Annotated in this window: 19 protein-coding genes; 4 read left to right on the forward strand and 15 right to left on the reverse strand. The window is 37.2% G+C overall.

Annotated features, from left to right (window positions below):
• The first annotated feature begins 5 nt into the window (after nt 1-5).
• Together hrcA and grpE are read left to right on the forward strand one after the other, a co-directional pair.
• Nucleotides 6-1,049 carry a heat-inducible transcriptional repressor HrcA gene (gene hrcA, locus OLW01_RS04690; RefSeq protein WP_268075572.1) on the forward strand — a complete coding sequence of 348 codons (1,044 nt, stop codon included), beginning with the start codon at nt 6-8 and terminating at the stop codon, nt 1,047-1,049.
• A gap of 53 nt (nt 1,050-1,102) precedes the next feature.
• Nucleotides 1,103-1,705 carry a nucleotide exchange factor GrpE gene (grpE, locus tag OLW01_RS04695; RefSeq protein WP_268075573.1) on the forward strand — a complete coding sequence of 201 codons (603 nt, stop codon included), beginning with the start codon at nt 1,103-1,105 and terminating at the stop codon, nt 1,703-1,705.
• 266 nt (nt 1,706-1,971) lie between these two features.
• Here grpE and OLW01_RS04700 read toward each other — a convergent pair whose 3' ends face one another.
• Together OLW01_RS04700 and ettA are read right to left on the reverse strand one after the other, a co-directional pair.
• Nucleotides 1,972-2,349 carry a PilZ domain-containing protein gene (locus OLW01_RS04700; RefSeq protein ID WP_268075574.1) on the reverse strand — a complete coding sequence of 126 codons (378 nt, stop codon included), beginning with the start codon at nt 2,347-2,349 and terminating at the stop codon, nt 1,972-1,974.
• Between the two features lie 104 nt (nt 2,350-2,453).
• Nucleotides 2,454-4,121 (reverse strand): energy-dependent translational throttle protein EttA, encoded by a 1,668-nt coding sequence (gene ettA, locus OLW01_RS04705; protein WP_268075575.1) that lies wholly within the window; start codon nt 4,119-4,121, stop codon nt 2,454-2,456.
• Between the two features lie 508 nt (nt 4,122-4,629).
• Here ettA and OLW01_RS04710 point away from each other — a divergent pair.
• The gene (locus tag OLW01_RS04710; protein WP_268075576.1) at nt 4,630-7,536 is read left to right on the forward strand and encodes a bifunctional diguanylate cyclase/phosphodiesterase; all 2,907 of its coding nucleotides are present in this window, start codon (nt 4,630-4,632) and stop codon (nt 7,534-7,536) included.
• A 100-nt stretch (nt 7,537-7,636) separates the two neighbouring features.
• Here the strand turns inward: OLW01_RS04710 and OLW01_RS04715 are convergent, their stop codons facing one another.
• From OLW01_RS04715 to OLW01_RS04770, 12 genes are all read right to left on the reverse strand, one after another.
• Entirely contained in the window at nt 7,637-8,959 is a 1,323-nt protein-coding gene (locus tag OLW01_RS04715; RefSeq protein ID WP_268075577.1) for an ATP-binding protein, read from the reverse strand.
• On the reverse strand, nt 8,952-9,620 hold the full coding sequence (locus OLW01_RS04720; protein WP_268075578.1) for a response regulator transcription factor: 669 nt from the start codon (nt 9,618-9,620) through the stop codon (nt 8,952-8,954). The genes OLW01_RS04715 and OLW01_RS04720 overlap by 8 nt, the downstream gene beginning before the upstream one ends.
• Nucleotides 9,621-9,640: 20 nt before the next feature.
• Nucleotides 9,641-9,901: a PepSY domain-containing protein gene (locus OLW01_RS04725; protein WP_268075579.1), complete on the reverse strand. Its 261-nt coding sequence runs from the start codon at nt 9,899-9,901 to the stop codon at nt 9,641-9,643.
• 85 nt (nt 9,902-9,986) lie between these two features.
• The gene (locus OLW01_RS04730; RefSeq protein ID WP_268075580.1) at nt 9,987-10,628 is read right to left on the reverse strand and encodes a glycine zipper 2TM domain-containing protein; all 642 of its coding nucleotides are present in this window, start codon (nt 10,626-10,628) and stop codon (nt 9,987-9,989) included.
• 87 nt (nt 10,629-10,715) lie between these two features.
• Nucleotides 10,716-11,600 (reverse strand): carbon-nitrogen hydrolase, encoded by an 885-nt coding sequence (locus OLW01_RS04735; RefSeq protein WP_268075581.1) that lies wholly within the window; start codon nt 11,598-11,600, stop codon nt 10,716-10,718.
• A 17-nt stretch (nt 11,601-11,617) separates the two neighbouring features.
• The gene (locus tag OLW01_RS04740) at nt 11,618-12,676 is read right to left on the reverse strand and encodes an agmatine deiminase family protein (protein WP_268075582.1); all 1,059 of its coding nucleotides are present in this window, start codon (nt 12,674-12,676) and stop codon (nt 11,618-11,620) included.
• Between the two features lie 89 nt (nt 12,677-12,765).
• Complete coding sequence (locus OLW01_RS04745) at nt 12,766-13,371, reverse strand: PilZ domain-containing protein (RefSeq protein ID WP_268075583.1); 606 nt, start codon at nt 13,369-13,371, stop codon at nt 12,766-12,768.
• Between the two features lie 59 nt (nt 13,372-13,430).
• Nucleotides 13,431-14,453: a tetratricopeptide repeat protein gene (locus OLW01_RS04750; protein ID WP_268075584.1), complete on the reverse strand. Its 1,023-nt coding sequence runs from the start codon at nt 14,451-14,453 to the stop codon at nt 13,431-13,433.
• A gap of 80 nt (nt 14,454-14,533) precedes the next feature.
• Entirely contained in the window at nt 14,534-15,325 is a 792-nt protein-coding gene (locus OLW01_RS04755) for a CZB domain-containing protein (protein ID WP_268075585.1), read from the reverse strand.
• A gap of 128 nt (nt 15,326-15,453) precedes the next feature.
• Nucleotides 15,454-15,954, reverse strand: a complete 501-nt coding sequence (locus OLW01_RS04760; RefSeq protein WP_268075586.1) for a peptide-methionine (S)-S-oxide reductase — start codon at nt 15,952-15,954, stop codon at nt 15,454-15,456.
• A 140-nt stretch (nt 15,955-16,094) separates the two neighbouring features.
• Nucleotides 16,095-17,162 carry a transporter family protein gene (locus tag OLW01_RS04765; protein ID WP_268075587.1) on the reverse strand — a complete coding sequence of 356 codons (1,068 nt, stop codon included), beginning with the start codon at nt 17,160-17,162 and terminating at the stop codon, nt 16,095-16,097.
• A 116-nt stretch (nt 17,163-17,278) separates the two neighbouring features.
• Entirely contained in the window at nt 17,279-18,598 is a 1,320-nt protein-coding gene (locus OLW01_RS04770) for an alkaline phosphatase (RefSeq protein WP_268075588.1), read from the reverse strand.
• A 432-nt stretch (nt 18,599-19,030) separates the two neighbouring features.
• On the opposite strand from OLW01_RS04770, the gene OLW01_RS04775 reads away from it, so the two are divergent.
• Nucleotides 19,031-19,171: a hypothetical protein gene (locus OLW01_RS04775; protein WP_268075589.1), complete on the forward strand. Its 141-nt coding sequence runs from the start codon at nt 19,031-19,033 to the stop codon at nt 19,169-19,171.
• Nucleotides 19,172-19,458: 287 nt separating this feature from the next.
• On the opposite strand, the gene OLW01_RS04780 is transcribed toward OLW01_RS04775, so the two are convergent.
• On the reverse strand, nt 19,459-20,775 hold the full coding sequence (locus tag OLW01_RS04780; RefSeq protein WP_268075590.1) for an AmpG family muropeptide MFS transporter: 1,317 nt from the start codon (nt 20,773-20,775) through the stop codon (nt 19,459-19,461).
• Nucleotides 20,776-20,821 lie beyond the last annotated feature (46 nt).

Here is a 20,821-nt window from a genome sequence, read left to right on the forward strand (position 1 = left end):
GGATAATGACTGACGCGACTTTAAATCACAGAGCATTACAAATTTTACGCGTTTTAGTGGAGCAATACCTGAACCAAGGTCAGCCAGTTTCCTCAAAATGCTTAGCTCAAGTTAAATCCATAGCAGCTAGTTCAGCTACCGTTAGAAACGTAATGATGACATTAGAGCGTTCTGGTTTATTGACTTCAGCTCATACATCTGCGGGGCGGATACCCACTGTATCTGGGTTACGGCTTTTTGTTGATGAGTTATTAACCTTAAAAAATTTTGAAGATTACCGACAAGAAAACCGCTTCAATGAATTTGCCAAACAAGTAAAACAAGGTTACATGTCGGCTAGCGAATTATGCGAACAGGCAAATAATTGGCTCGCAAATGCGAGTCAATTAACCAGTGTGGTGTCTATTGCTGATAAGCCAGAAGTTGCCGTTGAAAAAGTAGAGTTCGTACAATTAAGTGATCAGCGGCTAATGGCAATTATTGTGCTTAAAAATGGTGAAATTCAAAATAAAATTATAGATTTAACTCATAGTATTAAAGCATCAGATGTTACTCGAACTGCCGCCTTGATGAATATGGTGTTAGCCGGAAAAACCTTATCTCAAGGCTATCAGAGCTTGCAGATCTTAGCGCGATCAGACGCACAATTAAAATATTTAAGTGATGTTGCCTTAGGCCAGCAAACAGAGACTGATGATAAAGTGACTCAATTAATGGTCGCAGGTCAGAATTATTTATTAAATGAAAGTATTAGTCCTGAATTGAGCCGAGTTCGGGCAGTATTTGAAGCTATATCAAACAAAAATTTAGTGATGGATATAATGCAAAGGTGTCGTGATGAAAATGGCATCAAAATATTTATTGGAGAAGAGACAGGAATTGACCTCTTGTCAGAATGTGCATTAGTCAGTGCGCCTTACCAATGTGATGGAAAAGTGATTGGACGCCTAGCCGTTATTGGCCCTGCAAGAATGGATTATCGTAAAGTAATCCCAATTGTTGATATGACTTCTAAATTATTAACTTCGGCCTTGAATCATACAAGATAGCCCCCATATTTGAGGAAAATCGTTAAGTGAAACCGTTTTGGAGTTTTAAAAAAATGAGTAATGAACCACAAGGTACTCAAGCTGAAGAGCAGGTAGAGGAAACTGTTGAAGCACAAAATGCTGAAGCAGCAGAAGGTGTAGTTGAAACAGAGCAGGATATTCAAATTGCTGAATTGACTGCACAGTTAGCAGCGTCTGAAGCTAAAGTGGCTGAGCAGCAAGATTCTGTTATTCGTGCCAAAGCTGAAGTTGACAATATGCGTCGCCGTACTTCTCTAGATATCGAAAAAGCACATAAATTTGCGTTAGAGAAATTTGCAGGTGAATTATTACCTGTTTCTGATAATTTACAGCGTGCGTTGGACGCGGCAGATAAAGACAACGAAGCACTTGTGCCTATGATTGAAGGTATTGAGTTAACCTTAAAGAGCTTTGACGCTACTTTATCTAAGTTTGGGATTGAAGTTGTTGACCCGCAAACGGGTGATGCACTTAATCCTGACTTACACCAAGCAATGTCAATGGTTCCGAATCCTGATGTAGCCCCAAATGCGATTATTGATTGCTTACAAAAAGGGTACACTATTAATGGTCGTTTATTAAGGCCAGCTATGGTGATTGTTTCGGCTGCAGGTGGGGTTGATACACAAGCTTAGTTTGCTTTAGCTAAATAATCTCAACTCGGTTTAATGAATACGTTTCAAACGGCTTTTTTCACGGGGCTGGGTTAATTTCACGTGCAATAGGCTAGTTATTGACGCGTGAATTGGCCTTTTCCACACAAAAAATGCTCGTCAGAAACTATGCAGAGCTATAAGGTTAAATCATTCAACTAGTTAGAATACACCTTAACCCGAGTTGAGGTTAAATAAAAAATGAGGCCTTAGCCTCATTTTTTATTTAATGTTTCGCTTTAATACGCTTAAATTTTTTGTTCGATTAGATGTTCAAGCTCTCGCATTAGTAAGTCTTCTGAAGCCATGTTTAACTCAACGATACGGCGCAGATGAGTTGCACTATCAATATCCATTTTTTCACATCGCAAACCTAATACTTCAGGTTCAACATGTACAATTTTTACTGACATTTGAACACTCACATTATCAGATTGAGGCAACGTAAAAGTTAGATTAAAGCTATCTTGGTGATTAAGTTGAGATGGCAGTACTTGATCGGGGTGACTAATGAGCGCGCCATTGAGTGATAGATCAATTAATTTAACGGTCCAGTTATAATGTCCATTACTTAAAACCGCATCATTGGCAAAAATAATTCGAGTATAGTGTCTACGTTCAGTCATAAGCTTACTTTTGAATCGCGTGATATCTTTAAAGATAGTTTAAATACAAAAAAGCAGCAATAAATTGCTGCTTTTGAATCTTTTAATCGTTTTATCAGAGCAAGCTACGAAAGCTTCTTATATTTAATTCTGTGTGGATTTAACACTGCATCTTCACCTAATGTTTGCTTTAACCAAGCTTCATATTCGGTATAGTTACCCTCATAAAAATTCACTTGCCCTTCATCTCTATAATCTAGGATATGAGTAGCGATTCTATCTAAAAACCAGCGGTCATGCGAAATAACCATGGCACAGCCCGGAAAATCTAGCAAGGCATTTTCTAGTGCTCGTAATGTTTCTACATCCAAATCATTGGTTGGCTCATCTAGTAGTAATACATTACCACCAGCTTTTAATAATTTAGCTAAATGAACACGATTTCGTTCACCGCCTGACAGTTCACCAATACTTTTTTGTTGGTCGCTGCCTTTGAAATTAAATCGGCTAACGTATGCACGACTGTTGATCTCAAAATTACCAATTTGAATAATATCTTGGCCTTCTGATATTTCTTGCCAAACGGTATTTTTATCATTCATATCATCGCGAAATTGGTCAACACTTGATAATTTTACGGTATCCCCTAAAACTAATTCACCAGAATCAGGCTGCTCAATACCAGATAACATTCTAAATAAAGTTGATTTACCCGCACCATTAGGACCAATAATCCCAACAATTGCACCTTTTGGAATGCTAAAACTTAAATCATCAATTAATACACGATCCCCATAAGATTTTTTGAGGTGGCTCACTTCGATAACTTTATCACCTAAACGTTCGCCAGGTGGGATGTATAATTCATTGGTTTCATTACGGCGTTGAAAGTCTTGATTATTTAGTTCTTCAAAACGTGCCAGACGAGCTTTACTTTTAGCTTGTCGACCTTTTGGATTATGTTTAACCCATTCAAGTTCCTGTTTAATTGAACGTTGGCGAGCATTTTCAGCTTTTTCTTCTTGTTCTAAACGAGCATCTTTTTGTTCAAGCCAAGATGAATAATTCCCTTCCCACGGAATACCTTGGCCACGGTCTAGCTCTAAAATCCAGCCCGCTACATTATCTAAAAAGTATCTATCATGGGTTATAGCAACCACGGTGCCTTCATAGTCATGTAAAAACCGCTCTAACCAAGCAACAGATTCTGCATCCAGGTGGTTAGTGGGTTCATCTAGCAATAACATGTCAGGCTTTTCTAGTAATAAACGACATAGAGCAACACGGCGTCGCTCACCACCTGATAATTTATTAACATCGGCATCCCAAGGGGGTAGGCGCAGTGCATCCGCTGCTCGTTCAAGCATGTTTTCTATGTTGTGGCCATCACTTGATTGAATAATGGCTTCTAATTCGCCTTGCTCTTTTGCAAGTGCATCAAAGTCAGCATCAGGCTCTGCATATTCCGCATAAACTTGATCAAGTCGTTCAATTGCATTTTTAATTACTGAAATGGCTTCTTCAATGTTTTCTCGTACATTTTTATTTGGATCAAGCTGAGGTTCTTGTGGTAAATAACCTATTTTGATCCCAGTTTGCGCTCTGGCTTCACCTTCGATTTCGGTATCAAGACCCGCCATAATTCTAAGTAAGGTTGATTTACCTGCGCCGTTTAAACCCAAAACACCAATTTTAGCGCCGGGGAAAAAACACAAATTGATATTTTTGAGGATTTCGCGCTTGGGTGGAACAATTTTTCCAACCTGCGACATCGTATATACATATTGAGCCATTAATTATTCTTCCATTTTTCAAACAGTTTGAAATGATGTTGATTATTTTAACGGTTGTAGTCTGAGATAGAAACACTTGGGAGCAAACTTAAGCTGGATTTCGCTAAAATTTTTGACTGAATCGTTAAGGTTTTATATGGAGCCTATTAATGACTAACAGAAAAAGCTGAATTGCTTTTATATAAATTTTAATATTTAAAGTTAAAAATTTAAATTTAAGAAAAGGGAGTTAATTTAACTGATTGTATACAGTATTAGTTTTTGGTGAACGACTAATAGTATAAAACATTTGCATTTTGTCGTATATTAACGCCTTAATGAGGCTGGCGTTTAAATAATAAGACACAAAGTCAGTTAAAAACAGATCCTAATATAAATAATAAATATAATAAGAGGCTCGGTCATCTATATGCAGTGGCTCAAATTCCAACTTTTGCACTCAATCTCTGTTAAAGCCAGTATCGCGATTTTTTTATCATGTATGCTAATTGGCGCCGCAGGGGTTTATATGTTTACCCAAGCACAAGATAAGTATATTGAATCTATTATCAGTCGTGATTTAAACGCATCAGCACAGCAAAATGCCCAATTTGTTTCACACTACCTTGATAGCTTGGTTCAATTAGCAAAAATAACAAATAGTCAGGTAAAGCATGCGCTAAACAAGCCAGTAAAAGGCGCTACTGAGCAAACGCTTTTGGTACAACAAACTGATTCAAGTTACCGCAGTACTAAAGACAATACAGGGATATTTTTAGCCGCCAACCAAACACTAAATGAACAAGTAAAACAGCAAGCAAACGAGCTTACTTCAATTTGGCCAACCCTTTCGCCCGTTTTAACACAATCGTTTTCAGCATTTTATTATATTTCAAAATCAGGTTTGACTGTGGTTCAGCCAGCCGATATAGCTGAAAACTTACCCGCTGTTTATGACTTTAATCGCGATTTATTTTACAAGCTTGGTACGCCAGTTTATAACCCCACACGTCAGCCTATTTGGACACCTGTTTATTATGATCAGTTGCAAGACCATTGGATGAGCAGTTTAGTCATTCCTGTTTATTTAGATAATGAATTTTATGGGGTCACTAGTTTTGATTTTTTAATTCAAGATTTAAAAACGATACTCCTAGCTAAAATGCCGGATCAATTAGATAGAGATGCGTTTGTGTTTGATAGCAAAAATAACCTAATTTTTCATCCGCAATACGAATCTATTTTAACAACTGAAAAACAAGGAAATTTTGCAGAGCTAAACAACGAAGCCTCTTTAAATCAAGATATCCATCAAGTGATTCGTTTTAGTTTACAAAATACCAATGATTTATCGGTAAAAGAATATAATTTAAATGGCGAAAAACGATTAGTCGCTGTCACCGCAATACCTCAATTGGGTTGGTATTTTGCATTAACCGATGCGTTTAGTATTGATGAACACCACCTACAGCGATTTAGGCAATATTTATTGTTTGGTGCGTTTTTTGTCGCGGTTTTGCTGTCGTTAATTATTTATTGCTTTCTAAATCGTTATGTTTTATCTCGTTTACGCCACTGTGCAAAAGTATTAACAGAGCATAAACAAGGGCAATTAAAGCTGGGAAAATTAACAGAAAGTTCAGATGAAGTCGGCACTATGGCTCGAACTTTAGAAAGCATGTCTGGTGAAATTCATAATTTAATTGAAGGCTTAAACGAAAAAATACACGAAAAAGAAATAGCTGAATTATCAGCATTAAAGCTTTCTAATGCGGTTAAACACAGTGAAACGGCTATCGCTATTTTAAATAATCAATTTGAAATTGAATTTGTGAATCCTAAATTTGTTGAATTAACGGGGCGTGATGAATTTGAACTGATTGGGGCTCATATTGAATCAGTTGTTGATAAACAAATGCATTGGTTACTAGATATGGCGTATGAGCAATTAAATGACGGACGAGCCTGGAAGGGGGAGCTACTTATTGATCATCCGTTAGGAGAAGGCATTTGGGTATCTCAAACTTTTTCACCTATGACTCAAGATAAGCAAGGCGCAAATCATTTTGTTTCTGCAACCCAAGATATTAGTTTTATCAAGCAAAGCCAGAAAAAAATGGAAAAGCTGGCTTACCATGATCCATTAACGAATTTATATAACCGAACTTTTTTTAAAGCACAATTAACTAAATCGCTTGAAATGACTAAGCGGGGACATTATGCCTTTAGTCTATTTTATTTTGATTTAGATCATTTTAAGCGAGTGAATGACGACTTAGGTCATGAAGCGGGTGATCAATTATTAACTGAAATTGCTAAAAGGCTAAAACAGCGACTCAGAGCCGAAGATACGATTGCACGGTTAGGCGGAGATGAGTTTGCGATTATTATGAGTGGCATTTCAAGTGTTGAAAAAGCGCAATCAATGGCGACTGATGTACAAAATATTATCGCTAAACCGATAAAATTAGCAGCAGCTGAAGTTTTAGTAACAGCGAGTATGGGCATTACCTTGTCACCTAAAGACGCATTAAGTATTGAGGATTTATTACGTAATGCTGATTTAGCTATGTATAAAGCGAAAAATGCGGGCCGAAATGGTTTTTATTTTTATAATGATGAATTAAATAAAGCGCTACAAGAAAGTATATTGTTAGAAAGTGAATTAAGAATTGCCTTAAAAGAGCAAGAGTTTGAGCTATATTATCAGCCGCAAATTGATTTAAAAACAGGTAAAATTTTTGGATTTGAAGCGCTTTTACGTTGGAATCATCCAACCCGAGGCATGATCCCACCTAATATCTTTATTCCGGTGGCTGAACAGTCCGGTTTAATTGTTGCGTTAGGGGAGTGGGTGTTAACAGAAGCAAGCTTATTCATTGCTCGTTTAAACCAAAAACATAATCAATCTTACATGGTGGCTGTAAATTTATCTGCCCGCCAATTTAAAGATAAAAATGTAGCTAACATTATTCAGCATAGTATCGCTCGAGCCGGTATTAAATCTGAATGGTTAGATATTGAATTAACAGAATCTATGTTAATGGGTGATATTAACGAGGCAATCCATCAAATGCAGGATATTAAAGCTTTGGGTGTTCAGCTATCTATTGATGATTTTGGTACGGGATACTCATCGCTTAGTTATTTAAAACGATTCCCAATTGATACACTTAAAGTCGATCGAGCTTTTATTAAAGACATTCCCCACGACAAAGATGATATGGCCATTTCGGATGCGATTATAGCGATGGCGCACAAATTAAATATGAAAGTGATTGCCGAAGGAATTGAACATAAAGAGCATGTTCAATTTTTAGTTGAGAAACACTGCCAAGTTGGCCAAGGTTATTTATTTAGCCCACCGATACCTGAAAAGCAAATTGAGCTTTTTTTGAATGAAAGCCAAGTGTATCAACACTTGTTTAATCATTAATATTGAGTTGTTTAAAATAATCGCAGTACTTTATTCACAGGTTTAGGCACAATTTATAGAAAAAGGCGGTTAATACAGTTAATAGATAATATAGTGTTCGCTATTTAAAGTTAAGCTCAAATAATGCGCCGCCAAGTTGACTAGTCGTATGCACTTTAAGTTTAGCTTGATAGCTATTGGCCAGATCTTGAACGATAGCAAGCCCAATTCCATGCCCTTGCTCGTAAGTATCAGCTCGGTGGCCTCTTTTTAATATCTTTTGTATTTGGGTATCTGATAGTCCTTTGCCATCATCTGAGACGCAAATTTTCAAAACTTCTTGTTGGCTAATTTCTAGTAATACATTTGATTGGCATGCCTTACAGGCATTATCTAGCAAATTACCTAACAGTTCGTAAAGATCTGCTTCTTCTCCAAAAAACAGACTATTTGTATCAATAGACAATTGAAATTGAATGGACTTTGCTTGATAAATCTTGTTTAAACTTTCAATAATAGCTTTAGCAATGGGTTCAATTTTGCAGCCTAGATGCCAGTTATTTTGCGCGTTAGATCGAGCGCGTTTTAGCTGGTGGTTAATAATTTGTTTTATTTGCTCTAGCTGAGGTTGTATGTTTGGACTCACGTCTTGGCTATTGTATATAACCGCTAGGGGCGTTTTTAAACTATGGGCTAAATCGGCTAGGGTATTTTTATAGCGGCTTCTTTGTTGTTGTTCGGTTTGAATTAAACGATTTAAATTTTTACTAAGTGCATTTATTTCAATAGGATAGGTTTCACTAAGCTGCGCTTGTTGACGGTTTTCTACACTTTTTATTTCTTGATTTAATTGGGTTAGTGGGCGTCTAAACCAAATAATCCACAGACTTTGAACCAAAATAAAGGCAATCGCAATCAGCAAAAGCCAGCGCCAAATGGTATTCAAAAAGCTATCCAGTTGAGTTTGGTAGTCTAGTTTGTGCTTTATAATATGAAAGGTAAAAGGGTAAATTTGCTCGTCTTGTTCAAATTCAACATGCAGTTGCCAGTTAAAATAATCTTGTCCATTAAAATGAATGGAGTTGAATTGGCTCACCCCTATTTGACTTGTTTGCCATTTGATTGGCGTGGTGGGCGCAATAAATGAGTTAGAATGCCAAATAATTTGGTGCTTGTGGCGAATAATCGCATATAAGCCAGAATCTGGTAGTTGAAAACTGGGCGCATCGAGCTCATCAATAATTTTTAGTTTGCCATTCACAATTTCACTCGAGGCCAGCAGATTATAACTATAAGCTTCTAATGCTTGTGCTTGTGATAAGTGAGCTTGGTGTTTAAATGCTTGGTACAAGCTAAGGCCAAATAAAGGCAAAACTAATATGCATACCAGCATATTACTAATCAATAGGCGCTTCGTTAAGCTAATCGTGCGCCAATTAACCATGGCTGAATTTATATCCTTGTCCTCTAACGGTTTGAATATATAAATTAGCTTGTTCTGAGTTGAGCTTTTTTCTGAGCCGCTTTACAAATACTTCAATAACATTTGAATCTCGATCAAAATCTTGTTCATATAAATGTTCGGTGAGTTCGGTTTTCGATATGATTTTTTGTGGGTGGCGAACAAAATACTCAAGTAACTTATATTCATACGCGGTTAAGGAAATAGCTTTGTCGCTCACAAGAACTTGCGATAAATTGGTATCGACTTTAAGTTGATCAAACTGCAAAACAGGGTTGGCTTGTCCAGCTGAGCGGCGAATGAGCGCTTTAAGACGTGCAAATAATTCTTCTTCTTGAAAAGGTTTGGCCAAGTAATCATCGGCGCCTGAATTCAAGCCAAGTACTTTATCTTGCCAAGTGTCACGTGCGGTTAATAATAAAATAGGGTAGGTTTTATGATGCCTGAGTTGTTCAACGAGTGCTAGGCCATCTAATTTAGGTAAACCTATGTCAATTACGGCAACATCATAGTCAGTTTCTTGCGCTAAATACAAGCCCTCTTCACCATCAAAGCTAGTGTCCACGGCATAACCTTGTGCTGTTAAATTTTGATATAAACGCTGATTTAACTGATGATCGTCTTCAACTAATAATAACCGCATAGCTTACTTATCCTATAAATTTATTCTTTTTGCATTTTGCCTGTGTGCGCATTTATTAAAATACTCACCACTCGGCCTGATGGCATTAGCATTTTTATTCGGTAATAGGTTTGCTGTTTTATGCGTGTTTTATAAGCTTTAAGTAATTTGCCTTGGTAAACTTGTTGCACAGAATTAACAGCATGGCGCATGCTCATTGTTTGAGCTTGCACAGGGCTGATCAAGCACAAAGATGCAATTAAGCTAATGGTCAAAAATAAAAGGCGGCATTGTTTAAACATAAACTCACACAATTTATAAATAAAGCTGAGCTAACTCATTGAGATAAGTGGACTCAGCATTTAAAAAACGATTAAAAATAATCTGTTATTCAATTGGTGTAACTTGAACAGCTAAATTTATATACTCACCTGGATGATTTTGAGTATGCGTATAATAGGTTTTACCTTGATATCGGTAGCTTACATCATAGCCTGTCAATTCGTTAATAGTTTGTACATTTTGATGCGAAACTCGACATACTTTTTTAGTAATCGCACCTTTATATTTGCCTCTGTGCTTATTATGTTTATAACGGCCTTTGTTGTATTTCTCTATTCGGTGAGACGCTGCTTTATTTGCAAGTGAGCCACCAATAACCGCCCCCGCTACGGTGGCAACCGGTTTACCATTGCCCTTACCAAATTGATTACCGATAACGCCGCCAATGATAGCACCAATAATTGGCGCCGCGGTGTCATTGTGTTGATTGCGATATTGGGCATGGTTAATTGACCTATATCTATGGCCGTGGTCATATTGTCTATTTGGATAAGTGGTTTCTGTCCAGCAACTTTTTTGTGGCCGCTGAACATGAACTGTTTCGTAGGTGGGCGTTACCTGAATCACTTTTCCTTTTTTTATTTGCTGATCTGAATAAATATCATGATTTGCGAATGCGGGTAACGATAGTAACCCGGTTAGGGTCGCAGTTGCAGCTAAGTACTGAGCTTGAGTTAAAAATTTCATTTGATTCTCCTCGGATTACCGACCTTTTGACCCTATGGTCAAAACGAGTTTAATCAAACTAAACTGAATACAAGCTGAACTGGTTAATTAATCTCGATAGAGTTTTAATAAATCAGCATAGTGATCAATTCGGCGGTCCCGCAAATAAGGCCAAATTCGGCGCACCTGTTCACTGCGCGTTAAATCTAGCTCTGCAATTAATATTTCCTCTTCGCTTTCATTTGCATGCGCTAAAATTTCGCCTTGTGAGCCAGTCATAAAGCTATTACCCCAAAATAAAATCCCTTTGCTTTGTTCACTTGGATCGGCTTCATGCCCAGTGCGGTTACAACTAATAACAGGCACACCGTTCGCAACAGCGTGGGCTCTTTGCGAAATAACCCAGGCGTCTAATTGCCGTTTTTGTTCAGCTTCATCATCATTAGGATCCCAGCCGATAGCGGTTGGATAAATAAGGATTTCAGCGCCTGCCATTGCCATTAAACGAGCTGCTTCAGGAAACCATTGATCCCAACAAACTAAAACGCCTAATTTACCTACCTGTGTTTGAATAGGTTCAAAACCCATATCACCAGGGGTAAAATAAAATTTTTCGTAAAATCCCGGATCATCTGGGATATGCATTTTTCGGTATTTGCCGGCAATGCTGCCATCTGCATCAATTACCACAGCGGTATTATGGTATAAGCCAGCAGCTCGTTTTTCAAAAAGCGAAGCAACAATTACAATGTTTAAGTTTTTGGCTAATTCACCAAGGGTGTTGGTGCTGGGGCCTGGAATGGTTTCAGCTAAATCAAACTGGCTAACGTCTTCGGTTTGGCAAAAATATAACGAATGATGTAGCTCTTGCAAAACAACCAGCTTGGCACCTTTTTGTGCAGCTTCTTTAATTCCTTTAATGCTTTTAGCAAAATTGTGCTTTACATCTGCATTATTACTTTGTTGGACTAATGCGGCAGTTAATGGATTCATGTGATAACCACTCTAAATTAAGATAAATAATGGCTTAAAAAGCCTTTAGGTAATTGCATACTAATACAGTGTAAACTACCAAATTGTTCAATTAAAGCACGGCAATTTATGGGGATGACTTGGTGATTTTTAAAGGTACTTTGCATAATGGTTAATACCATTTCATCTTGTTTAACCCCATAAACAGGTATTAATACCGCCTGATTAATGATTAAAAAATTAGCATAGGTTGCCGGTAATTGCTCACCTTTTGCATTAAACTGAGGCTCGGGCCAAGGCAGTTCAACTAATTGATAATTTTGTCCGCTACTGTTTTTAAATTCGTTTAACTGCTTTTTCATCGCATTGAGTGGCTGATAATGCGGATCATTTTGCTCGTTACAACCCTGGTAAATAATTTGATTATCGGGTGCAAAACGTGCAAGCGTATCTATGTGTGCATCAGTATCATCGCCGGCTAATGCGCCGTGTTCAAGCCATAGCATTTTTTTTAGCCCAAGCTGTTTTAATAGCTGGGTTTCAATTATTTGTTTAGTCAGGCTAGGGTTGCGGTTCGGGTTTAATAAGCATTCACTGGTGACCATTAATACACCTTGGCCGTCGCTTTCAATTGCGCCACCTTCTAACACTAGTGGTATATCTTGGCTACGCTGGATATTAAGTTGTTCAAAAATGGCTGAGTTTATTTGGTTATCTAAGCCAGCTTCAAATTTATTTCCCCAGCCGTTAAAAGTATAATTTAAGGCATTTATTTGATGTTTATTTACCAAGGTAATAGGGCCATGGTCTCGCGCCCAAGTATCATTGGTGGGGGTTATTACCCAAAAAATGGCGGCTAAATTTATTTGAGCCTCGATTAATTGTTGTTTTATATTTTGTTGTAAAGCTAAGTTATGGCAAACCAATACGACCGCTTGAAAACGGGTAATGGTTTTAACGAGCTGGACATAAATTGGCTCTACTTGAGCCAAAATCGGTTGCCAATCGGTTTCTTGATGCGGCCAAGTAAATAACACTGCATCTTGTGGATGCCATTCTGCTGGTAGGCTAAAAGAGGCTTTCAATTTTGTTGTCACTTTTGTTGTCTGCGTTTAATTTGTAAATGGTTTGGTTATTTATCTATGATTATTGATAGTGCCAAGTACTATATGTTTTTTTGTTAACGCTAATTTGACGAATCAGACGCTTGCTGTGCTTTTTGTTGTGCTAATTGACGCAATTGCTTACTTTGTTGGTGTAAGGCCGTTCGTACCAGTATTTCGCGATCTTCTTCCCTTATTTGACTATAAACTAATTTATAGTTAAAGCCGTTATCGATAGGGGTGGCTTCAATAATTTCAGCGTAGCAGTATACTGCACTTGATTCATCTGGAATAAATATTTTTAATCTAAATTTTTGTTCCAGAGGCCACTTTTTATCTGATTGAATGGTTAATCCGCCAGCGCCAAATTCTTGGCTTTGGTAGCGGTCAGATTCGCTATCTTCTTGCATTAAAATATATGATATTATTAAATCAATTTTTTGTGATTGTAAATTTAAAAAATTAATTAATTCGTCAGCCTGTTTACCCATATTTTTAATGGTGCGCAGCGATTCTGCTTCAATTGAGTTAACTTGAGTAGCGAGTTTGAATACAAAAGGCATTTCATCAAGAAAGCCAGCTTTATCAGGCACGGTTTCGTTATCTTTAAATTCAACTAAATTTAGTTGCAGTGAAAGCGAAATGGTAAAAAATTCGCTGTAGAGTGCCTGTTTTTCCACTAATGTCATTGCTGATTTCTCGCGTTAAAGATAATAAACATCATTAATAAATGATAAACCCCAAAGTATTAAGCTTCGTGATAGTTATCCGGTTTTTGCTCAGAAGGTTGAGCAGCGTCGTCTTCGGTTATCAAGATTTGACTACCAATGGCTTGAGCTAATTCAATTCCATTTTGATATTGGGTTGGATAGTTTTGCTTAAACTGGGTTATTTTTTGTATCGCTGGCTCAAATTTAAACTCAGCAGCTAGATATAACCAAGCAATCGCTTTTTCGTAATTTTGAGCAACGCCTTGTGCCGTAAAATAACTTTTGGCTAAGGCGCCCATTGCTTTGTTATTACCTAACATGGCTGCTTGCTCAAATAACTCATTGGCAAGTGTGTAATCTTGGTTGTCTCTTGCTTTAAAAGCACTTTGTAGTAACGAATTAGAGTTATGTTGGGTGATTGGTTCGTTATTAGGTGCGGGTTTTATATTATCTGGCTGCTTGGTGTCTTGCAACGCTGGGGTTATATTTTTTTCAGCGTACGTTGATTGGTGCTGACCTTTTAAGGCAAATAAAATTGCATCATATCGAGCGTTGAGCTGAGCCATAGATTCATGTTGGCTGGTTGCTTGGGTTTGATAAAAATTAATATCTTTTTCAAGTTTTAAAATATTGCGTTTGAGCAATTTAATTTGCTCGGTATGGGCTTGTTTTAAATTAAGTATTTGTTGTTGGTATTGTTCTTCTAATTCAAATATTCGGGTTTCATATTGCTGTTGCAAATTTTGCTGGTTTTCATCTTGAACTTTTTCAACTTTTTTTTGCATACTAGATAGGCTGTTTTCATAAGTTTTTCTAAGTTCATCAAACCAGCGAAATAAGGTCCCCGGAATTTTATCTTTTATAGTAGGATGTGATGAAGATGAAAATAAATGCAAAATTTGAGCTTGGTCAACATAATAAATATCGTTTTCAAGTTTAGAACGAAACGCTTCTGGGTTGTCTTGGTAGCGGCGAATTGTATCTTGAATGATAGCAACAGAAGCGCCGCTAATTTCAGACGCATGTTCTAAGGTTATCCAATTAATTTTGCTATCAGGCATGAATGAATTCGTTATTAAGATGAATAGATGATTAATGCTATCAGTAAATACAGACTCTTATCAATAAACAGCTACTGAGCTTATAAAAAAGATTTACTACTGAGTAATAGACTATTTTGCACTCCGGCTGTCAATAGTCCATCAATCATATTTTTAACTCTATGATCGATATTTCCGATGTGTGGAGCAATATCTTTCAGTGGCCGAATATGTTCTTCTTCAATATGTAACGAATCTTCTACTTTATCGACTACAAAACCCAAGGCGGGGGTTCGTCCATCCGTTGTGGTAAAAACAGTAACAGGTTTGTAAGTGACTGCTAGTTGATCTCGAGCGATTGAAAATAATCGTTTTAAGCTTGCAAGCGTATGTATTCTTTCTTGTTGGATTAATTTAATGGCTTGCGCTTTGTTATTTTGTTCAGTGAGTGCAATCGCTTTGTCGGCAAGTGCATGCAGTTGGCGGTGGGGCGCTTCAATCCGTTTTAAAACATCTAATAAATCTTGGTTTGAGGTTGTAAACTGGGTGTACCATTGCACTAAATCACATTTTTTTGGATCGCGTGTTAAGGTGAACTTTTGCTCTTTTTTAACCGATTCTTCAAGTGTATCTAACCAAATTTCATGTGCCTGTTCTTTTTCACTTAAGACTTGAAGCACGTTATTGTTTTGGGTTTGGGTAGATATATTATTCATTGCTAAACCCAGATCGTAGATCGGAGTTGGTCGTCCCATAAAGTCTTTTACCCCTAGAAAAGATTGATCGTCACTTGGTACAGAGGTTTGATCATTCACAAATTTTTCTGTTAGTAAAATATCTAATATGTTGAAGGCAACTAAGCGGTTACCCACCCTAAAATTAACGACTTCCATTTGGTTTAACTTTTTTAATTTTTAATGCTTTAACTCTAGCCATTGATAAATAATTTACAAGCAAAATTTATGCGATTTGTTCAAAGAGAAACTGAAGCTTAAAACCATAAGCTGGAAAACAGGTTTGGTTATTTTATCCATGCTTTTTTGTCATTTGAAATTAGCTCCGGAAATTGCTTAAGCAACTTTTTTAGTTTAGGGGTAATTCGGGTTTGGCAAAAAGGTTTATCTGGGTTTTGATAATAATAATTTAAAATATCATCGCGTGACGATTTAAAATGAGCAAAGCAGACTGCTTGAGTTAATAGCGGCTTTGTAAATTCGCTTTGACATTTTTTTATAATAGTTTGCGCTTGCTTTTGCTGGTGGTCATTAAAACAATAAACGGCAGATAAATATCGGGCTCTAAGTGCATGTTGGCTGGTGCAACTATGGGTATGTAAGTGTATGTTAATTAAAGTATGTAAACTGATGTCTGACTCAAAATTGACTAAAATACCTTCATAAAACACATCAGGCTCTGTGGTTGTTGAGAGCCAACCCTGTTGTACTTGATTTACGCCTTTTAAGCTTTGAAAAATCGGCTCTGTGCACCAGTGGCAACTGCCGCCTAAACCGATTTCTTGCATATTGTCCTTAGGATGTGTTTGTTGGTTTTTTCTATATTGCCTTACAAAAGATATGGAAATAAAGTGACTTTAAAAAAATTAATGAGCAGTTCTGTCCTAGCGTGGAACTACTCATTATGCGTATTGTTTAGCTTTATTAGTTAAAATGCGTAAGTGAGGCTGGCATTTAAACCATCATCTAAGCCTAGCTGGTAGCCATTGTAATCTTGTGCGACGCGGGTTTGCCACTCTAATCCTAAGCGAACACCTTTTAAGGGACCTGTCTGCTGAGCATAATTAAAACCTAAACCCAAATCACTAAATTGTCCACCATAGTTGGCTTGAATATCAGAAGGGGCGCTGTGACCGTGAGGGCCATTGTAATGACCTTTAATATCTTCTTGAGTTTGATAGCTTAAACGAGCTGAAATACTTAAAGGTTGAAGCACTTGATAAGCTAACCAGCCAGTCACATGATATTTATCGCCAAAACTAAAACCTGAATCATTTTCATCTTCTAGTTTTATATTTGCGCCTAACTGAGCGCCCCAAGACAATGCATTCAAGTGTCCGGTATAGGTAACCGACGGCACAAAATCATAAGTGCCCGATCCTAGTTGCATACCATAATGCGTAAACTGGCCTGAACTATTTTTTTCATCTACTGAGCCAGTCGGTAGGCTAATCCCAAGATTAGTAATCACTTGATGATGCTGGTTTTGATATAGATTAACTAAAGCACTTACTTGCGTATCAGTCCAACCTGAGGTGCCATGTTGATGGCTTGTATGCATATCGTGCATGTCATCCATATGATTCATATCGCCCATATCATGTTGCATAGAGCCACTATCCAACATTGTCATGTCCATATCCATGCTCATATATTGTGGCATGAGCATTAACGTCACTTTGTCGTTTAATGCATACATAAAATCCAGCATATGCATTTTCATGGTCATGCTGGTTGGCGCCATACTATAACCGGCTTGTGTTAATTGCTGATGAGTGATTTTTTCGCTGCCTTGATACAGTTGGTCATAGTTTTGCTGCATAAAACGATAACCAATCATGATTTCACCCGCTTTATGAGTGTGTTCAGCCATTACACCCGCAGGGGCGTGGGAAGCAGGGTTAACGTCTTGACCATGATTTGGATTTGCTTGGGTTACGGTTGAGAATAAAATTAAACTAGATAATGTGGACACGTAAAAATAAGCACTGCGCATAAAACCTCTCAATTTAATCAATTATTAATGTTAATTGATTGAAATTATAAAGGATTTAACCATAAAAAGGATGCGACATATTGTCGCACCTTTTGGTGATATTATTTTTTCGGGGCTCATTTAACGAGTTTTAGTAATTTTTCGGCAATGTCAGTATTGTTCTGAAAACCATTAAATATATCAGCACTTTCACCATAGGCTAAAACGGGCACATCTAACGCAGTATGCCCGCCAGACGTCCATCCTGTGTGGCTTCGAGTATTAATGATATTTTTAATTTGTTTATCAAGCTGGTTAAGTTGTTGTTCTGCTGTCAGCGCTTTATTACTTTTAATTTGAGTAAATGCCACTAACTCACTTTTTTCTAGTACAAAATCTACGTGTTTTTGCCAAGCTTTAGCAATATCAACCGGGACATTTTTTGCAGATGCTAAACTTTTGCTAATGGTTTTGCTTGAGTTATGAACTTGGGCAATAATATTTGGAAACCACTGGTACTGGCTATTTGCACCTAATGACATACCACCCGTCTCATGATCGGCAGTCACCATTACAAGTGTATCTGGATTATTTTTCGTATATTCAACCACTAATTCGAGTGCATTTGCGAAATCTTGCATTTCTGCCATCGCACAAGCAATATCGTTGGCATGTCCGCACCAGTCAATTTGGCTGCCTTCAATTAACAACACAAAGCCATCTTCGCTAGCGCTTAATAAATTTAATGCTTGGCCTGTCATATCAGCAAGGCGCTGGTTATCAGAGTCGATTGCTGATGGAAAGGCGACTGGGTGAAATACACCAATGGCGGGTAAACTTGAAAGTTGGTTTAATTGGCTAAATTCAGTTTCTGTTTGATAACCTAACAGCTCTAATTCTTTTAATATATTTCTGTCATCACGGATTAAATCATTTTGACCTCCACCTAATAACAAGTCCATGACAGGCTTATTATTTATACGGTTATCAACAATTTGATCCGCAATTTGTGGATATTCTTCGCGATTTTTTTGGTGAGCATAAAAACTAGCAGGTGTTGCATGAGTCATTTGTGAAGTAACTACTAAGCCGGTTTTTTTACCTTTTCGAGTAGCTGATTCCATTAAGGTATAAAGTGAATTATGGTCATGATCAACTGAAATTGCGCCATTATAGCTTTTATGATGAGTGGCCAATGCCGTACCTGCAGCGGCTGAGTCGGTCACGAACGTTTTGTCTTTTGGATAGGTCATAGCGACACCTTTCCAAATAGAATCAAAAATAGTTTGTTTTACTGGGTTGTCGGTTGTTTGGGTATGCCAATAGCGAAAAGCGGTTAAATAATTAGGTCCCATACCATCACCTATCATATAAATGATGTTTTTCGGTGCCGCAACAGCTTGACTCTGACACAATAGTAGTGCGGCAAACAAGCAAGATTTTCTATAAAAAGACATGCTATTCCCTTAATAAATATTTGTGGACATCATTTTGCTACTTTGTGCATTAGTTTAGCTGAGAGCTGTGACAAATATAAGCGATTTAAGCTAACAGATGTGGTAACTAAGCAATTGAAAGATCAGTTAATTTAAAGGTCATTTAATTTAGGTTGTTGTTTTTTATATTATTTTATTGAAAAATAAAAAATGTGGATTAATTTAGGTGATTTTGTGATTCAAAAAATAAATAAAAAATCTAATATAATTAGTAATCTAGCCTTGTTGCCGATTATTTATTAAGCTAATATTACCAGCGTTCATTTAGTGTTAAATATAGTTTTTGTGGATAAATATGCAAATATGGGAACTAAATCACTTTATAGCAACCTAATGTTTGGCATATAGCAAACAATAACAATAATAAGCTCAACTATTTTTTGGTGTTAAATTATGAATAAAGCTGGTGGAATAAAATTAACGACAGTCGCTTTAGCTGTAGTAGTTATGGCAGTGTCGGCGTTTATCAATACGTCAAAAGCAGATGACCAAGTCGTCAATCAAAGTGTTGCTGAACAAGAAGAAAATCAGTAATTACTTTAAATTATTGCAGCATTAAATGCATTAAGCGCTTTTAATGCACTGACCCTTAAAAACGTAAATTATTTTGGGTGTCAGGTTTCAATGCTGTGGTAAGCAAGCTATTATTTTGCTATTCAATCCGAGTAGCAAAATACATAGCAGTAAAGAAACCCAGTACAATAATATTAAATACAAATATTACTTTAAACCCTCTCATTCCTTCTTTAATTGTCCAGTTATTATGACGTAAATATAGCCACCATAAACCGAAAGTTAATAAAGGTAATAATGCGAATAATTTAATCATTTGACACCTGTTGATTGGTTAGTATTTTCTTTTTAGCAAGCAAGGCAATAAATAGCAAGGCAGGTAAACCCAATAAACTTGTCCCGATAAAGAAGAGGGTGTAATCAAATGCATCTACTGCAAATCCTGAAAACCCAGCGACAAATTTAGGTAATAACAACATACTAGAGCTAAAAATGGCATATTGAGTTGCGGAAAATTGTTTATTTGTTAAGCCACTTAAAAATGCAATAAAAGCAGCGGTGGCTATGCCAGCACTTAAATTATCAATTGAGATAACGAGCGTTAGCCAAGTTAAATCGTTACCTTTAATAGATAAAGTGACAAATAATAAATTAGTGGCGGCAGCCAGAAGACCACCTAAAAATAAGCAAAAAAGCGTGCCTTTTTGCTTTAAAATGATCCCACCCAATGCCGCGCCGACTAAAGTCATAATCACACCATATACTTTAGAAATAGAAGCGATCTCAACTTTAGTGAAGCCAGTATCTATGTAAAATGGGTTAGCCATAACACCCATTACCACATCAGATAAACGGTAAACGGCAATTAACGCCATAAGTAAAAATGCGGTTTGTCCAAACCGATTAAAAAAATCAGCGATGGGTTGCCAAAAAGCGTTGATTACTCGTTGAGAAAAAGGATGTGCTGTTTGCGTTGATGTATGCTGAGATATCGCCGCGTTAGGCTCTTGGCAGAGCAAGGTTGTAATAATTCCGGGTAGCATTAACAACGCCATAATTTGATATGTTTTTTGCCAAGCTAGATTGCTAAATTCAAGCTCAGTAGGTGCAAACCAAGCTGCAATAACCAAACTACCAGCACCTGCTGTAATCATAGCTATTCGATACCCAGCTAAATAGGTTGCAGCCATAGCCGCTTGTAACTCAGTTGGCGCACTGTCGATTCTAAACGCATCAATTACAATATCTTGAGTTGCGGAGCTAAAAGCCACCGCAAGCGCTAATAAAGAAAATAACCACAGAGACTGTTGTGGATTCGCAACAGACATTAAAAATAAACTGAATGCGATTAATAGCTGAGCCAGTAGCATCCAGCTACGGCGCCGGCCTAACATGCGGTCTAAAAACGGAATTTTTAACTTATCTACGAGCGGGGACCATAACCATTTTATGGCGTATGCCAATGCCACCCAGCTCAACATGCCAATACTAGCTCTGTCTATCCCTGCTTCTCTAAGCCAAAAAGACAGCGTTGAAAAAACCAGTAACAAGGGTAAGCCAGATGAAAACCCTAGGAATAAAAGCGCAATTACTCGTTTATCTTTGTAAGGTGTAAACCAGTCCATTTAAACTCAAAATTTGTTTATTATATTATTAGGTTAGCTTAACAGA

It is taken from the genome of Catenovulum adriaticum (assembly GCF_026725475.1).
Taxonomy (GTDB): domain Bacteria; phylum Pseudomonadota; class Gammaproteobacteria; order Enterobacterales; family Alteromonadaceae; genus Catenovulum; species Catenovulum adriaticum.

Coding starts and splice junctions, on each gene's coding strand:
- hrcA (WP_268075572.1), top strand. CDS start 6: ATGACTGACGCGACTTTAAATCACAGAGCATTACAAATTTTACGCGTT.
- grpE (WP_268075573.1), top strand. CDS start 1,103: ATGAGTAATGAACCACAAGGTACTCAAGCTGAAGAGCAGGTAGAGGAA.
- OLW01_RS04700 (WP_268075574.1), bottom strand. CDS start 2,349: ATGACTGAACGTAGACACTATACTCGAATTATTTTTGCCAATGATGCG.
- ettA (WP_268075575.1), bottom strand. CDS start 4,121: ATGGCTCAATATGTATATACGATGTCGCAGGTTGGAAAAATTGTTCCA.
- OLW01_RS04710 (WP_268075576.1), top strand. CDS start 4,630: ATGTTTACCCAAGCACAAGATAAGTATATTGAATCTATTATCAGTCGT.
- OLW01_RS04715 (WP_268075577.1), bottom strand. CDS start 8,959: ATGGTTAATTGGCGCACGATTAGCTTAACGAAGCGCCTATTGATTAGT.
- OLW01_RS04720 (WP_268075578.1), bottom strand. CDS start 9,620: ATGCGGTTATTATTAGTTGAAGACGATCATCAGTTAAATCAGCGTTTA.
- OLW01_RS04725 (WP_268075579.1), bottom strand. CDS start 9,901: ATGTTTAAACAATGCCGCCTTTTATTTTTGACCATTAGCTTAATTGCA.
- OLW01_RS04730 (WP_268075580.1), bottom strand. CDS start 10,628: ATGAAATTTTTAACTCAAGCTCAGTACTTAGCTGCAACTGCGACCCTA.
- OLW01_RS04735 (WP_268075581.1), bottom strand. CDS start 11,600: ATGAATCCATTAACTGCCGCATTAGTCCAACAAAGTAATAATGCAGAT.
- OLW01_RS04745 (WP_268075583.1), bottom strand. CDS start 13,371: ATGACATTAGTGGAAAAACAGGCACTCTACAGCGAATTTTTTACCATT.
- OLW01_RS04750 (WP_268075584.1), bottom strand. CDS start 14,453: ATGCCTGATAGCAAAATTAATTGGATAACCTTAGAACATGCGTCTGAA.
- OLW01_RS04755 (WP_268075585.1), bottom strand. CDS start 15,325: ATGGAAGTCGTTAATTTTAGGGTGGGTAACCGCTTAGTTGCCTTCAAC.
- OLW01_RS04760 (WP_268075586.1), bottom strand. CDS start 15,954: ATGCAAGAAATCGGTTTAGGCGGCAGTTGCCACTGGTGCACAGAGCCG.
- OLW01_RS04765 (WP_268075587.1), bottom strand. CDS start 17,162: ATGCGCAGTGCTTATTTTTACGTGTCCACATTATCTAGTTTAATTTTA.
- OLW01_RS04770 (WP_268075588.1), bottom strand. CDS start 18,598: ATGTCTTTTTATAGAAAATCTTGCTTGTTTGCCGCACTACTATTGTGT.
- OLW01_RS04775 (WP_268075589.1), top strand. CDS start 19,031: ATGAATAAAGCTGGTGGAATAAAATTAACGACAGTCGCTTTAGCTGTA.
- OLW01_RS04780 (WP_268075590.1), bottom strand. CDS start 20,775: ATGGACTGGTTTACACCTTACAAAGATAAACGAGTAATTGCGCTTTTA.